Raw genomic sequence first — 13,269 nt, forward strand, 5'->3', positions numbered from 1 at the left:
CGAGTGGATGAGATGAAAACCCTCTTGATGGTCGGCGGCGGCCATGCCCATCTATACTGTTTGAGGCAATTGGTTCTTGAAGGGCTGCAGGATGTGCACATAGCCTTGATCTCCCCTTCCCGCTTCCAATACTATTCCGGAATGTTTTCAGGATTTGCTGAAGCGTTTTACGAACTGGAAGAAATCCGGATCGATCTTCAAAAGTTGAGCAAAAAAGCAGGCATAGATTTTATCGAGGACCGGATTGTCCACATCGATCCTGACAATAAAGAAATGATCGGAGCCAAAGGCCAGGTTTATACATATGATGCGGTCTCGTTTGATATCGGTTCTGAAACGGCTGTGCCGAATGAATGGAAAGATCTTGTTTCCTCCGTTAAACCCAACTTCCGTTTTTCAGAAACCGTCACTTCGTTTCGTGAAAGCCTCTTCCCGGCAGTTGTCGGGGGCGGTGCTTCCGGGGTGGAACTGGCATTAGCTGTTTTAGCATGGCGGAAACGGCATGGCTATTTTGAAAATGTCATCTTAGCCAGTTCTTCCCCTTTACTCGCTGCACAAGGAAAGCACATTTCAAAAAAGATCGAAGCGATCGCCAAACGCAAAGGGTTGCAGGTTCTTTCCAGTCAAACCGTGAACAATATCGATGAACAAAGCTTTACAACGAGCAGCGGCCGAGTATATCACCGGTCAGAAATTCTTTGGCTGACGGGGCCTGCAAGCGCTGCATTGTTCCGGAATTCCAAATTGCCGATAGACTCTTCCGGATTTTTATTGCTCAACGAATTTTTGCAGAGTGATGCCTACCCTTCTATTTTTGGTGCTGGCGATTGCGCAAGCATAAAATCTTATCCTTCTCTTGCCAAAAATGGTGTATATGCTGTTCGGCAAGGTCCCTTGCTTTGGGGAAATCTGAAAAGTTTCCTTTTCAACCAACCGCTAAAACCGTTTGTGCCCCAATCCCGTTTTCTATCTATCCTTTCTACTGGCAATCGGGAGGCTTTGCTTCTATATGGCAAACGATCAATTCACGGGAAGTGGCCGTGGATTTTAAAGCAGCGAATCGACCGCAAATTTATGAAAACCTATCAAAAGCTCTACTAGTAAATCCCGAAATCACAGTAGATGGAATTGGAGGCACCCTGTAAAAGGGGGCCTCTTTTGCATTTCTGCGAGATTATCCTTTAGATAATTGGCCTATTTTAAAAGTTTTCTGTTATTTATTACCCACTACCTTGCACTGAACAGTACCATATGATATATTGTTCTATATTCACTACTGCACAATGAATAATAGCTAAGAAAGGAGGGACTTAACATGAATGTCCAATTTAAAAAGGGTGTCTTAAATTTATGCGTATTGGTATTGCTGGAAAAGCAGGATCGATACGGGTACGAGTTGGTCCAAAAAATTTCAGACCGCATCTCCATTTCGGAAGGGGCTGTATACCCTTTATTGCGAAGATTGACGAAAGAAGGCTATTTCACGACCTATTTACAGGAATCTTCCGAAGGCCCTCCGAGAAAATACTACACCTTAACAGAAGCTGGCCGAACTTATCTTACAGAGCAATTAACGGAATGGAAAAGTTTTACCGAAGGCGTCAACCAATTGATCGAGGAGGGAATTTCCAATGACTGAACACCAATTTCTTTTAGAACTAGAAGCGGCTTTGCAGCCATTGCCAAAAGAAGAACGCAATGACATTTCTCAGGATATTCGCGAGTACTTTTCAAATGGCCGGCGTGATGGAAAACAGGACGAAGAAATCGCTGCTGAACTTGGAACGCCATCAGAAATCGCCAAAGAATTGATTGCCGCTTTTGACTTTAGCCAAGTTGAAGAAAAACCGAAACCAGTAAACCTATCGAAAGACGAATTCGATAAAGTCGATATACAAATCGATAACGGCACATTGGAAATCGGATTATCCAAAGACGGGGAAATGCATGTGGATGTTGAAGATAAAGGCTATAACCAGCAATTATTTGTTGATATCCTAGACCGGACATTGGTCATCACTTTAAAAGAGGAAGTAAAAAAATGGGGGATTTTCAGTTTTACGATCAATACAAAATCGCCGCAAGTACGCGTTCAACTTCCCTCTAAACTATACGATTCATTGAAAATAATAACGGATAACGGGAGAATCTACGGCGCCTATCTGGATAGCATTATTTTATCCGCCAAATCGGATAACGGCAGCATCTGCTTTGAAGATGCCAAAACAGCCGATTTGAATATCCGTTCTGATAATGGGGCTTTGAAATTAAAATCGTGTCGGACAGAGAAAGTTGAAATGAAATCGGATAACGGCAAAATTGAACTAGAGAATATTGCTGCGGAACAAGTCAGACTCCAATCCGATAATGGCAGCATCTTAATGGACAATGTCGATGGAAAAATTTCAGCAGAAAGCGACAATGGCCGAATCAGGCTGTATACGTCTAACCTTGATCGGGACATCACTTTGAAAACGGATAACGGCGGCATTACCGTTGAAACTTCCGAAGAACCGTCGAACGCTTCCATCTATGCCCATAAGGATTATGGAAAAGCAAAAATTTTCGGCGTAAAAAGCAACCATACTGTATACGGTGCTGGCCAAAACTCCATCATTCTAAAAACCGATAATGGCAGCATCGAAGTAAAAAAATCATAAGCTTTCTGTTTCAGCCGCTGAATCCCAGCGGTTTTTTTTGTCACGAATGGATAAAATGCTTGATTTCCTCCAATTTCCGCTCTGTATCTTGATAGCCTAATTCATAAAGTTCTGTAAGCTTTTCGACATCCCGTTCCATCCCCGTCATTTTTATGAATCTTGAAGGTTGGATGACGATTGCTTTTCCTTCCTCTTCCAGCTGCTCGATAAATTCCATTGTTTCGTTGTAGCGGAGATACCAATTTTCCATACTTTTGATGATGCCAGGGAACTGGCGGTAAAGAGACGGCATTAAACGAACGAAAGAGTTCCTTTTTTTCCGGTAGCCTTTTTCTTTGGTTAACACGATAATCGGTTTTGCCACTCCGTCCTCAAGCGCTTTTCGGATAGGGATTGGATCTGCAACGCCGCCATCCATTAACAGGCGGCCTTCGAATTCTACAGGCTTTGCCATAAAAGGCAAGGAACTGGATGCCCGGACAATGGACAAAACATCTTCCGGATGATCCCGTTTTGCAAAATAGACGGCTTCGCCTGTCATGCAGTCGGTGGTTCCGACAACAAATTCTTCCGTCGCTTTTTGAAAGCCAGCATAATCGAACGGCACAAGCCGATTTGGTATTTCATCAAAGATTAAATTCATGCCAAACAACTCTCTTTTCAACAATAAATTCTTTACCGAAATATAGTCAGGATGCTGGACATAGCCGATGGTGACTTCACGGTTTCTTCCCATTTGACGGGAAACATAAGACGCGGCATTGCATGCTCCTGCAGAGACGCCAATGATATAGTCCACAAAAACTTCTTCCTCCAGAAACCGTTCTAAACCCCCTCCTGTATAGACCCCTCTCATGCCCCCACCTTCTAAAATCAACCCGCTTTTCATGGTACACCGTCCTTTCTTGTGCAAAAAAAGCCGGCAAATTTTGCCGGCCTGCTTTCACCCTATTTTCTTGATTAATTCCGGCCCATTGTTTTTCGGGGAATTTACCGCTTCCGAAACTTCATAAGCTTCCATTTCCTCTGCATTAAACGGTTTCAACAACTCTCCAAGTATCTCCGGATCTTGCACTTTTGGATCCAGCCATATTTTCTCAGCTTCTTTCGTTAACACCACAGGCATACGGTCATGGATGGTCGCCATCAAATCATTCGGTTTGGTCGTTAAAATCGAACATGTATTTACCGTCTTTCCATCCGGGGACTTCCAGGATTCCCATAAAGCCGCAAAGGCAAACGGTTCTTCCGATTTCAACTTTATGCGCATCGGCGTCTTCCCGGAGTCATTCCGCTGCCATTCGAAGAAAGAATCCGCTACTACAAGACAACGTTTTTTCTTGAACGCATTGCGGAAACTCGGCTTTTCAGCTGCAGTTTCCGCTCGTGCATTAATCATTTTATAGCCCACTTTTTCATCTTTGGCCCATGGCGGGATCAATCCCCATCTAAGCAAACCCAGCCGGTTTTTCGAGCCATCGTTAACGACGGCCAGAACTTGGTGGCTTGGCGCAATATTATAGCTTGGTTGGTAGTCCTCTTCAAGGACAGTTGCTTCTTCAATGTCGAAACGCTGCAATATGGCATTGTAGTCCGCATATAACGAATATCTTCCACACATATTGAACCCCTTCTTTCAGCGAAATGCTGTTTCTTATCATTTAATATAACAGAATTGTCTGTTTTCTGTTATTTTAATCTTTCTTATCCGCTTATACTTTGACCGCATCCCCTGTAAAAAAACGATACTGGTTTTTGCCGTAATTTTTTGATTCATATAAAGCAAGGTCCGCTTTTTTATATAAAGTTTCCGCATCATCATTTTCTTGGCCGAAGGCGATGCCAATACTGACCGTAACATCAATTGCATCTGTTCCCGGCTCTTGGAGCATCAGGGTCCGCATTTCACGGATCAAAAGCGAAGCAGTGCGTTCGATCATTTCCTGATTCGCCTCCGGAAAAATAACCGCAAACTCATCCCCGCCAAGCCTTGCTGCTACAATTTCTTTTCCGGCGTGGTGCTGGATGATTGCGGCTGTCCGCATTAAAAAACCGTCTCCGCCGTCGTGGCCAAGAAAATCATTGACGAGCTTAAAATTATCTAAATCCATCATCATCAAAACGGGCTTGCTGTCTTTTTTCTGCAAAAGTGTTTTCAAGCTGTCATCAAATGCCGCCCGGTTTTTAAGGCCCGTTAAGCTATCATGGAAAGCTAAGTAAACCGGGCGCGCCAGCCAATGGGCAATTAGATAGGAAAGAATGATTGCCATTGCCAAAATGAGGAGCAGCGACCAAATGAAGTTTTGCTTGTATTCCAGCGACATCGCTTTCAGTTCTTTATCATTTCGGACCATTTCAATGATCCGCTGGACTGGCATTCCTTGGCCATTCAAAGCCGTATAAGGAATATAGCGGTAGAACGCTTTCTCGCCTGCCCATTTCCCTTCAATCTCTACCATCTTTCCATTCGCTATGATATTTTCAAAAATCGCCTTTTTGGAATCGTCAATAACTGGATTGCCGCTGTCTTCGATGGTTCTGGCACCATCAACCAACGAACCGTCTGTTTCATAAATTTGTATGTCATCCAATGAATCGTGGGCAGAAACCAGTTCGTCTGCAGCAACCAAAAAGTTGAACGTGCGGTATATGGTTTTATCACTTAAAGAATAGGCGAGAATAAATAAATATTCATGATCTGGTGAAGGCACATAGCCATACTTCTTAATTTCCCCATCTTTTTGCTGAAGCTTCATAGCGTCCTCCACAAAAGTTAAGCCATTTCGCCGTTCATTGAGAATGGGAAAATACTGTTCATCCACTCGTTCTTCCACGGATAAATCCGTGCTTCGGACCATCTTATTTTGGTCATCAATTATATAAATATCCATATTGAACTTCTGCTTTAAGACAACAAAATCCCAGCTCTTTACATCCGGATTCTCTGAATAGCGTTTAAGCAATTCTTCGCTATTCCATTTCATGCGGTCTGTAATTTCCGTATCAAACAATTCGTAGGCGCCGTCTACAGATTTCAATGCATTGACAACTGTTTCCTCCACTAATTGCAGTTTCTCAGAATGTTCTCTCCCAGCAAGCTTTTCCATTTGCCGAAAGTTTAGGAAGGCTATAGAAAAAGAAACCATTATCGAAAATACAAGAATGATTAGAGTCAAGCGTATTTTGAAATTCCGGATCATTTTATAGCCCCCTCTCACTAATTCAAAACTACCAAGACTATTATACTATCTAATTTACAAATTAGAACGATTTTTATTTTGAATTTTCCACTTTATTATTATGCCGCTTTCTTTTTTTAATTCTTATAATCAAGAAATTATTTTTCGGCAACGAAATCTTTGATTTTCATAAAAACTTCAAATCTTTTGGCAATACTTTAGCCCATTAGACGTAAAAGCCTAACGAAACGGCTGTCTTTGCCCCTTTCCGAACGAAAGAGTGGTATAATAAAGATATCATTAGTTTTAATAGGAGGAATTACATGGCTACTGCACGAGAAATGAGTCTGGTCAATAAAGATTTTCTGGTAGAAGAACTTGGGCTGAAACAGCAAGGAAACTCAACTATCTTTACGAACGAAGATTGTTTTGTATTATCGCCGTCGGTTCAGCGTTACGAAAAGGGATTTGATATCAGTGAATTCAACTTGGCTAAGTTTGATCCTGAGCGTCAGCAAGGCTTTTTGATCGTACGGTATATGGATACCTTTTTAATGGCAAAACTTGAAAGTTTCCGGACAAAAATGATGCCTCCAGAATTGCAGACCAAAAAGAAAAATACGAAGCCGCATTGGAAGTTCACTGTCGCTGAGAACCCTGCTTACCATCTGGTGAATACGCAAAACAAAGAACTTCGCTACCGGCTGCAAGAGCCTTCAAAAAAGCAAATCATTTCATTCTTTAAAAAAATATAAACCTGTCCCGCAATGAACGATATTGCGGGATTTTTATATTTTCTTGCGAATAGCCGGAAGCTTATCTCTGGAAATACCGGGTTTGAGCTTTTGCTAATAATGGTAAAATAAAGCTATTGGAAATGGATTGGATGTGAAACGATGGCTACTCAAAAATATACAGTCAAAGATTCTGCATTTTGGAAAATTGTGCTCAGCTTGCTGCTGGCTTCGCTTTTCATCTTTGCAAATATGTATGCAGTTCAGCCCTTATTGCCTGTCTTTGTAGATGATTTTGGCGTTTCAGTTGCTGCTTCCAGCCTCGCCCTTTCATTAACAATCATCGGATTGATTATCGGTTTGGTCGTTCTTGGCTTTTTCTCTGACCGAAATGGCAGAAGAAAATACATCCTCTATTCTCTTTTAGGGTCAGCCATCCCATTTTTCCTCATCCCTTTAACGGATTCCTTTACGCTTTTGCTGATTCTCCGCTTTATCCAAGGCTTCGCTTTAGCCGGAGTCCCAGCAGCGGCCCTCGCGTATATCAGCGAAGAGATTGACCGGAAAAATGTAGCTTATGCAACAGCTTTGTACATATCAAGCAATGCACTTGGCGGCATGCTGGGCCGGGTTTTGACCGGCTTTATCAGTGACCACTTTTCTTGGCAGGCTTCCTTTACGTTCTTTGGCTTCACGGGGCTTGTCTTATTTCTGGCTGTTTTGGTTGTATTGCCGCATTCCCGCCATTTTGAAGCAAGTGATTTAAGTTTTGCGAAAGATATCCAAGGATTTCTGTTTCATTTGAAAAATCCGGCCTTGTTAATTGTATTCGGTCTTGGAACTGTTTTGCAGATTTCATTTACCGGTATTTGGACTTATCTCCCTTTCCATTTGGAGGCACCTCCGTTTTCCATGTCTCTCCAAGCCATTTCTTATTTATTTTTTGCATACGGCATTGGGGTCATCGGATCCCCCTTGGCCGGCAGGGTGGCTGAAAAATTTGGCTTGTCGCTTATCCGGCGAATGGGCGTCTTTATCCTTTCAGCAGGTATTCTGCTCACCCTTAGCCCGTATCTTTGGATGATTGTAGTCGGACTGTGCTTGACCTGCCTTGGCTTTTTCACTGCCCATTCTCTAACAGCCGCTTCCGTTGGCCAACAAGCTACCCACCATAAAGGCAGTGCTTCTAGCCTTTACCTAGTGGCCTATTATATCGGCGTAGCTGGCGGCAGCTCCATTCTCAGCCCTCTCTGGACAGGAAGCGGTTGGACGGGCATTGTGCTCTTCACTACTATTTTGCCGCTCATTTATGTATTTTTAATCCGTTTCTACAGAAAAATCCCCAGTTCAGCAAGGTGAACCGGGGATTTCCTTATTATTTTATAAAACTTTCAGGAATGGACATTAGATCTATCCCCCATACAAGCGGCAAGAAATAAAAGACTGCAAGTCCGACAAAGAAAATGCCGAAGATGTTCAATGCAAAACCTGCTTTTGCCATATCCGGTATCCGCAAATAACCGGAGCCGAAAACGACGGCATTCGGCGGAGTTGCAACCGGCAGCATGAAAGCGCAAGAAGCGGCTACAGCAGCTGTTACCATCAACGCATATGGATGGATGCCAAGCGCTACGGACAACGAAGCCATAATTGGGAACATCATCGATGCTGTCGCCGTATTGGAAGTGATTTCAGTCAAGAATAGCACCAATGCCGCTACCACTAACACGACGATTAACACGTTTACCCCTTGCAGGCCGGTCAGCTGGCTTCCAATCCACTCGGACAGGCCGGAGTTTGTAAAGCCAGCGGCAATAGCCAATCCACCACCGAACAACAGCAAAATTCCCCACGGCAATTTGACAGCTGTCGCCCAGTCCAAAAGGTGGTCGCCTTGCTTATTTTTAGACGGGATGATGAATAGAATCATGGCAGCGATCAACCCCACCATAGCATCTGTCAATTCCAGGTCCGGTGCAAAAGCATCCAACAGGAACGTCCGGCTGATCCACGCCAATGCGACTAAAACGAAAACAGTGAAAACCGCTTTTTCTTCATAAGAAGCATTTCCTAATTTCGCTTTTTCTTCACGGATTACAGCATTTCCTCCTGGCAATTGCTTGAGCTTCTGAGGGTAAGCGACTTTTACTAAATAAATCCAAGCTATTAATATAAAGATCCAGGCAAGCGGGACACCAAATAGCATCCACTGGGCAAAAGTGATTTCAATTCCGTAGATTTCATTGACAGCTCCCGCAAGCAAAGTATTCGGCGGTGTCCCAATCAAAGTAGCGATGCCGCCGAGTGACGCCGAATAGGCGATTCCAAGCATTAAGGCTTTGCCGAATCCGAAATTCTCTTTTGACGTATCGATCGAATCATCATCTTTCAAGGCATCTGACACTTGATAGATGATCGCTAAACCGATTGGCACCATCATCATCGCTGTCGCAGTATTGGAAATCCACATGGACAAGAAACCGGTAGCAATCATGAAGCCAAGAATGATGCGCTCCGTATTGGTTCCAATCAATGAAATGATGGTTAAAGCGATTCGCCGGTGAAGATTCCATTTCTCCATCGTCAAGGCGATCATGAAGCCGCCCATGAAGAGGAAAATTGTATCATTGCCATACGAAGAAGTCGTGGCGCCTATATCCAATCCGCCTGATAACGGAAAAAGGATGATGGGCAATAAGGAAGTCGCTGGAATCGGAATCGCTTCTGTTATCCACCAAGTGGCGATCCAGATTGTACTCGCTAAAATCGCTTTCGCTTCAGGCGGCAATCCGTCTGGGTTAAAGAAAATCAATGTAAGGAAAAATAAGAGCGGACCCAAAAACAAACCGATTAATTGAGGTGTGTTGTAGCTGCGTTTCTTATTGCGCTCATCGTAGGACCCGGCATCTTCTGTCCGGTCTCTATTTCTGCCATCGTTTCGCTCCGATGGAACGCTCGATCCGGGCTTAGCAAAAAAACGCAGCATTTCTTTTGCTTGATCGTTTTTATCCCATAACCAATTCCATGCTGTTGCAATCATCTAATTCCTCCAATTCCAAAATAAGAATATTAAAATAATTTATACGATTTCGGTGTATCGGTTTCAATGCAGCCGCACAATAAAATTCCCACTATTTACTGGAATCAGTGCTTTATAACCAGCTTTTTGCTTTAACCGATTTTCTCCATCAAAAAGCGAAGCATCCATTTCGGATGCTTCGCTTTCTCGTTTAGTTCTCTTCCAACTCACCGGTTGGATTTTGTTCATCGCCAATTCCTTCATTGCTGTGAGCCCCTCTTTTTTCCATTTCTTCGCCGTCTTTTGCAGATTCTTGCTCAATGCTTTCGTACTCTTCGCGCTGTCTCCGGTTTCCTTCTTCTCGTGGATGTCTGCCATTAGAAAAATCATCTTTGCCCATAATTTTTCCTCCTTTACCCATTTTGTAAGAGTATTCCCGTCTAAACTTCTATAAAACAACGATTTCCTTAAAAATAAGAAAGGAAAATATCATAGCCGAAATAGACGACCAAAACAGAAAGAGCTGCAAAAACAAAGTACTCGACTGTACCCCCTGTGGTTGTAGTAATCGGAAAGCGAACCGTCACTTTCAGCGGGAAGAATAGCTTAATGCCATTCTTTGTTGCCATGTCCAATACATAATGGCTCGCCATGCCGACAAGCAGCCCCGCCGTAATCGCCTCGTTGGCGGTAAAAGAATTAAATAAGATGGCAATCAGCACTAAAAACAAAAGGCTGTGCGTAAAAGTGCGATGCCCGAATAATTTATTGACCACTTTTGAAAGAAGCGGAAACGTTCTTCCAATTTTACTGCCTCCGTGGCAAATATCCGGCAAAATTGCACCTGCCACTCCAGATATGAGCAGAACGACAGGATCATAATTTGCGATTTGTGCAAAAGCAAGACTTGCTGCAATGCCGCCTGTGATGTGTGTTTTCCCTGTCATGCGCTATTATTCCCCTTTTTTTAGAATGTCTATTTCATTATACGCAAAATGGGGTATGGTGTTGATATAGAAAATAATAAAGGAGTCGAGGGAATGGGAATTCATAAGTTTTTTACTTCATTAAACGATTTGGAGCGGATTATCCGCGCGCCCGGAAGATTCAAATTCGAAGAACACAATGTAGCGGCGCATTCATGGAAAGTCAGCCAATACGCATTGTTCTTCGCTACGATCGAAGAACGCGATGGCCAAACCATCGACTGGAAATCCTTGTATGAAAAAACGATCAACCATGACTTTGCCGAAGTTTTTATCGGAGACATCAAGACACCGGTTAAACACTCATCTCCGGAATTAAAAGAAATGATTGCGAAAGTCGAAGAAGGCATGATGGAAAAATTCATTTTGCGCGAAATCCCCGAAGAATTTCAGGAAGTGTTTTTCGATCGGATGAAGGAAGGAAAAGATGCAACGATTGAAGGGCGCCTGCTTGAAATGGCTGATAAGCTGGATCAATTCTATGAGTCGTTTGCGGAATTGAAAAGAGGCAATGCGGACAAGGAATTTGTCGCCATGTACCGCATTGCCTTAAAAAAACTATTGGCCATCCCGTTAAGAGCAAGCGTCACTTATTTCCGGGAAGTGATGCTTGACGATGTAATCAGTGAAGAAACCGTCATTGATATTAAAGAGATCACCCGCCAAGTGCTCGAGGATTAAAGGGTGTTCCTTGTGTATTTCCGAGTTAAATTATGTTAAATTTATAATAATACCAAAAAACCTCGGAGGTGAATCCCTTATTTAAGGGAATTTATTGGACCCCATACTTTTATTGAATTTAGCTTTACTCGTTTTATTAATTGCGTTAACCGCCTTTTTTGTCGGCGCAGAATTTGCCGTCGTTAAAGTCCGGATGTCCCGCATCGATCAATTGATTGAAGAAGGCAACAAGAAAGCTGTCCTTGTAAAGAAAGTCGTCGGTGACCTGGATTACTATCTCTCAGCTTGCCAGCTGGGGATTACGGTTACGGCACTTGGACTCGGTTGGCTCGGAGAACCGACAATCGAACGGCTCTTACACCCTCTTTTTGAAACGCTCGGTGTGCCTAATTCTGTTTCTATTGTGATTTCTTTTGTTTTGGCCTTCTCTCTTGTGACTTTCTTGCATGTAGTCATCGGAGAAATGGCTCCAAAATCATTGGCCCTTCAATTCGCGGAACGCATGACTTTGCTTTTGAGCCCTCCGCTGTACTGGTTCGGCAAGATCATGTCGCCATTCATTTTCATTTTGAATGGGTCCGCTCGCGTATTTCTGCGCATTTTCGGAGTTCAGCCGGCAAAAGAAGAACAAGCCCATTCAGAAGAAGAGTTGAAAATCATCATGGCCCAAAGTTTTCAAAGCGGAGAAATCAATCAAACCGAATTATCTTTTATGCAGAATATTTTTGCATTCGATGAACGCAGCGCAAAAGACGTCATGGTTCCCCGCACTCAAATCATAGCGTTTCCGCAAGATTTGAGTTGTGAGGAATTGCTTGGTGAACTGCGCGAACACCGATATACGCGTTACCCGATTGCCAATAATGGCGACAAAGACGATTTGATCGGTTTCATCAACGCCAAAGAAATTTTGACGCATTTTGCGGTGACCGGCGACGTCAAAATGGAAGAGCTTATCCACGATCTTCCTTATTTCCATGAAACGACGCCGCTGCAGACTGCACTTATGAAAATGCAGAAAGACCGCACCCATATTGCATTGGTCATTGATGAATACGGCGGGACTTCCGGCATTATCACGATGGAAGACATTCTCGAAGAAATAGTCGGTGAGATTCGCGATGAATTTGATGACGAAGAAGAAGCTGAAATTATAAAAGAAAGCGATGACCGTTACATTTTAAATGGACGCGTACTCTTGAAAGACCTTCATGAACGCTTTAATTTAGAATTTGACGACAGTGAAGACATCGACACGATTGCCGGATGGATTCAGCATCAATTGATTGAAGCTGAAACCGGTGATGTAGTTGAAAAAGCCGGGCATCGCTGGTCTATTCTGGAAATGGATAACCATCATATTTCTAAAGTTGCTGTAGACATTTTAAGAGATTAAGAAGAAAAGCGAAAGCGCCTTTCTTGGGCTACTAAGAAAATCCCCTGTACATTCAGGGGATTTTCTTATGGATAAAAAGAGGCAAACTTAAGTTTTCAGCTGCTTCATGCCTAAATGGTCCCTTCTCTTGTTTGACCATTCCTCACTTATTCTATAAGATAAGAACAAATGTTCTATCATTTTATAAGGAGGGGCAATTATGAAGATAAACAAGCACCTAACGATGAATGGCCAAATTAAAGACCGGGGGTCGATCAAGTGGACAGCGATGATGCTCCCTGAACACATCCAAATGCTGCGGGATTGGCAAAAAGAAAATCACTCTAGCCAAAAGCCAGATTTGGATAATTTTGACCTGGAAGCAATTTATGATGAAATCCATCTTGCAAAAGCTCGGCAATGTACGATTGAAATCCTTGTTTGGCGTGAGCAGGCCGAAAGTTTCCTCGGAACCATTGCCGTTATCGACTTAAATACTAAACTCCTCTTTTTAGAAACGGAGCTTCAAACCGAACGAATTTCCTTCACTGAAATTATTGGCGCAAAAACTATTGAATAAGTTGCACGTAAAGCGGCATGGAAAGTTTTCCATGCCGCTTCTTTGCTTATTTAGG

Annotated in this window: 14 protein-coding genes; 8 read left to right on the top strand and 6 right to left on the bottom strand. The window is 43.0% G+C overall.

Annotated elements, in window-relative coordinates:
* The first annotated feature begins 12 nt into the window (after window positions 1-12).
* The 3 genes from AC2EXB_RS16085 (at window position 13) to AC2EXB_RS16095 (ending at window position 2,660) form a co-directional block, all read left to right on the top strand.
* Entirely contained in the window at window positions 13-1,101 is a 1,089-nt protein-coding gene (locus tag AC2EXB_RS16085; protein ID WP_483604773.1) for an FAD-dependent oxidoreductase, read from the top strand.
* A 214-nt stretch (window positions 1,102-1,315) separates the two neighbouring features.
* Window positions 1,316-1,639 (top strand): PadR family transcriptional regulator, encoded by a 324-nt coding sequence (locus AC2EXB_RS16090; RefSeq protein WP_235197244.1) that lies wholly within the window; start codon window positions 1,316-1,318, stop codon window positions 1,637-1,639.
* Complete coding sequence (locus tag AC2EXB_RS16095) at window positions 1,632-2,660, top strand: DUF4097 family beta strand repeat-containing protein (protein ID WP_483602324.1); 1,029 nt, start codon at window positions 1,632-1,634, stop codon at window positions 2,658-2,660. The genes AC2EXB_RS16090 and AC2EXB_RS16095 overlap by 8 nt, the downstream gene beginning before the upstream one ends.
* A 40-nt stretch (window positions 2,661-2,700) precedes the next feature.
* On the opposite strand, the gene AC2EXB_RS16100 is transcribed toward AC2EXB_RS16095, so the two are convergent.
* The 3 genes from AC2EXB_RS16100 to AC2EXB_RS16110 all read right to left on the bottom strand — a co-directional run bounded on the left by AC2EXB_RS16100 (window position 2,701) and on the right by AC2EXB_RS16110 (window position 5,860).
* Window positions 2,701-3,549, bottom strand: a complete 849-nt coding sequence (locus tag AC2EXB_RS16100; protein WP_483602325.1) for a patatin-like phospholipase family protein — start codon at window positions 3,547-3,549, stop codon at window positions 2,701-2,703.
* A 54-nt stretch (window positions 3,550-3,603) separates the two neighbouring features.
* The gene (locus tag AC2EXB_RS16105; protein ID WP_483602326.1) at window positions 3,604-4,281 is read right to left on the bottom strand and encodes an SOS response-associated peptidase; all 678 of its coding nucleotides are present in this window, start codon (window positions 4,279-4,281) and stop codon (window positions 3,604-3,606) included.
* Window positions 4,282-4,372: 91 nt separating this feature from the next.
* Window positions 4,373-5,860 carry a sensor domain-containing diguanylate cyclase gene (locus tag AC2EXB_RS16110; protein WP_483602327.1) on the bottom strand — a complete coding sequence of 496 codons (1,488 nt, stop codon included), beginning with the start codon at window positions 5,858-5,860 and terminating at the stop codon, window positions 4,373-4,375.
* Window positions 5,861-6,162: 302 nt separating this feature from the next.
* Between AC2EXB_RS16110 and AC2EXB_RS16115 the strand changes: the two genes are divergently transcribed.
* Both AC2EXB_RS16115 and AC2EXB_RS16120 read left to right on the top strand, forming a co-directional pair.
* A complete protein-coding gene (locus AC2EXB_RS16115; RefSeq protein ID WP_483602328.1) occupies window positions 6,163-6,594 on the top strand; it encodes a hypothetical protein in 432 nt (143 codons plus the stop codon).
* Between the two features lie 141 nt (window positions 6,595-6,735).
* Window positions 6,736-7,932: an MFS transporter gene (locus tag AC2EXB_RS16120; RefSeq protein ID WP_483602329.1), complete on the top strand. Its 1,197-nt coding sequence runs from the start codon at window positions 6,736-6,738 to the stop codon at window positions 7,930-7,932.
* Window positions 7,933-7,948: 16 nt separating this feature from the next.
* On the opposite strand, the gene AC2EXB_RS16125 is transcribed toward AC2EXB_RS16120, so the two are convergent.
* The 3 genes from AC2EXB_RS16125 to AC2EXB_RS16135 form a co-directional block, all read right to left on the bottom strand.
* Window positions 7,949-9,613 carry an SLC13 family permease gene (locus AC2EXB_RS16125; protein WP_483602330.1) on the bottom strand — a complete coding sequence of 555 codons (1,665 nt, stop codon included), beginning with the start codon at window positions 9,611-9,613 and terminating at the stop codon, window positions 7,949-7,951.
* A gap of 190 nt (window positions 9,614-9,803) precedes the next feature.
* Complete coding sequence (locus tag AC2EXB_RS16130; RefSeq protein ID WP_483602331.1) at window positions 9,804-9,992, bottom strand: hypothetical protein; 189 nt, start codon at window positions 9,990-9,992, stop codon at window positions 9,804-9,806.
* Window positions 9,993-10,059: 67 nt separating this feature from the next.
* Window positions 10,060-10,539 carry a metal-dependent hydrolase gene (locus AC2EXB_RS16135; protein ID WP_483602332.1) on the bottom strand — a complete coding sequence of 160 codons (480 nt, stop codon included), beginning with the start codon at window positions 10,537-10,539 and terminating at the stop codon, window positions 10,060-10,062.
* 93 nt (window positions 10,540-10,632) lie between these two features.
* Here AC2EXB_RS16135 and AC2EXB_RS16140 point away from each other — a divergent pair, with 93 nt between their 5' ends.
* The 3 genes from AC2EXB_RS16140 to AC2EXB_RS16150 all read left to right on the top strand — a co-directional run bounded on the left by AC2EXB_RS16140 (window position 10,633) and on the right by AC2EXB_RS16150 (window position 13,214).
* Window positions 10,633-11,259, top strand: a complete 627-nt coding sequence (locus AC2EXB_RS16140; RefSeq protein WP_235197252.1) for a YfbR-like 5'-deoxynucleotidase — start codon at window positions 10,633-10,635, stop codon at window positions 11,257-11,259.
* A 94-nt stretch (window positions 11,260-11,353) separates the two neighbouring features.
* A complete protein-coding gene (locus tag AC2EXB_RS16145; RefSeq protein ID WP_483602333.1) occupies window positions 11,354-12,655 on the top strand; it encodes a hemolysin family protein in 1,302 nt (433 codons plus the stop codon).
* Window positions 12,656-12,854: 199 nt separating this feature from the next.
* Window positions 12,855-13,214, top strand: a complete 360-nt coding sequence (locus AC2EXB_RS16150; RefSeq protein WP_483602334.1) for a YolD-like family protein — start codon at window positions 12,855-12,857, stop codon at window positions 13,212-13,214.
* The last annotated feature ends 55 nt before the right edge of the window (window positions 13,215-13,269 follow it).

Source organism: Planococcus alkaliphilus, assembly GCF_057031095.1.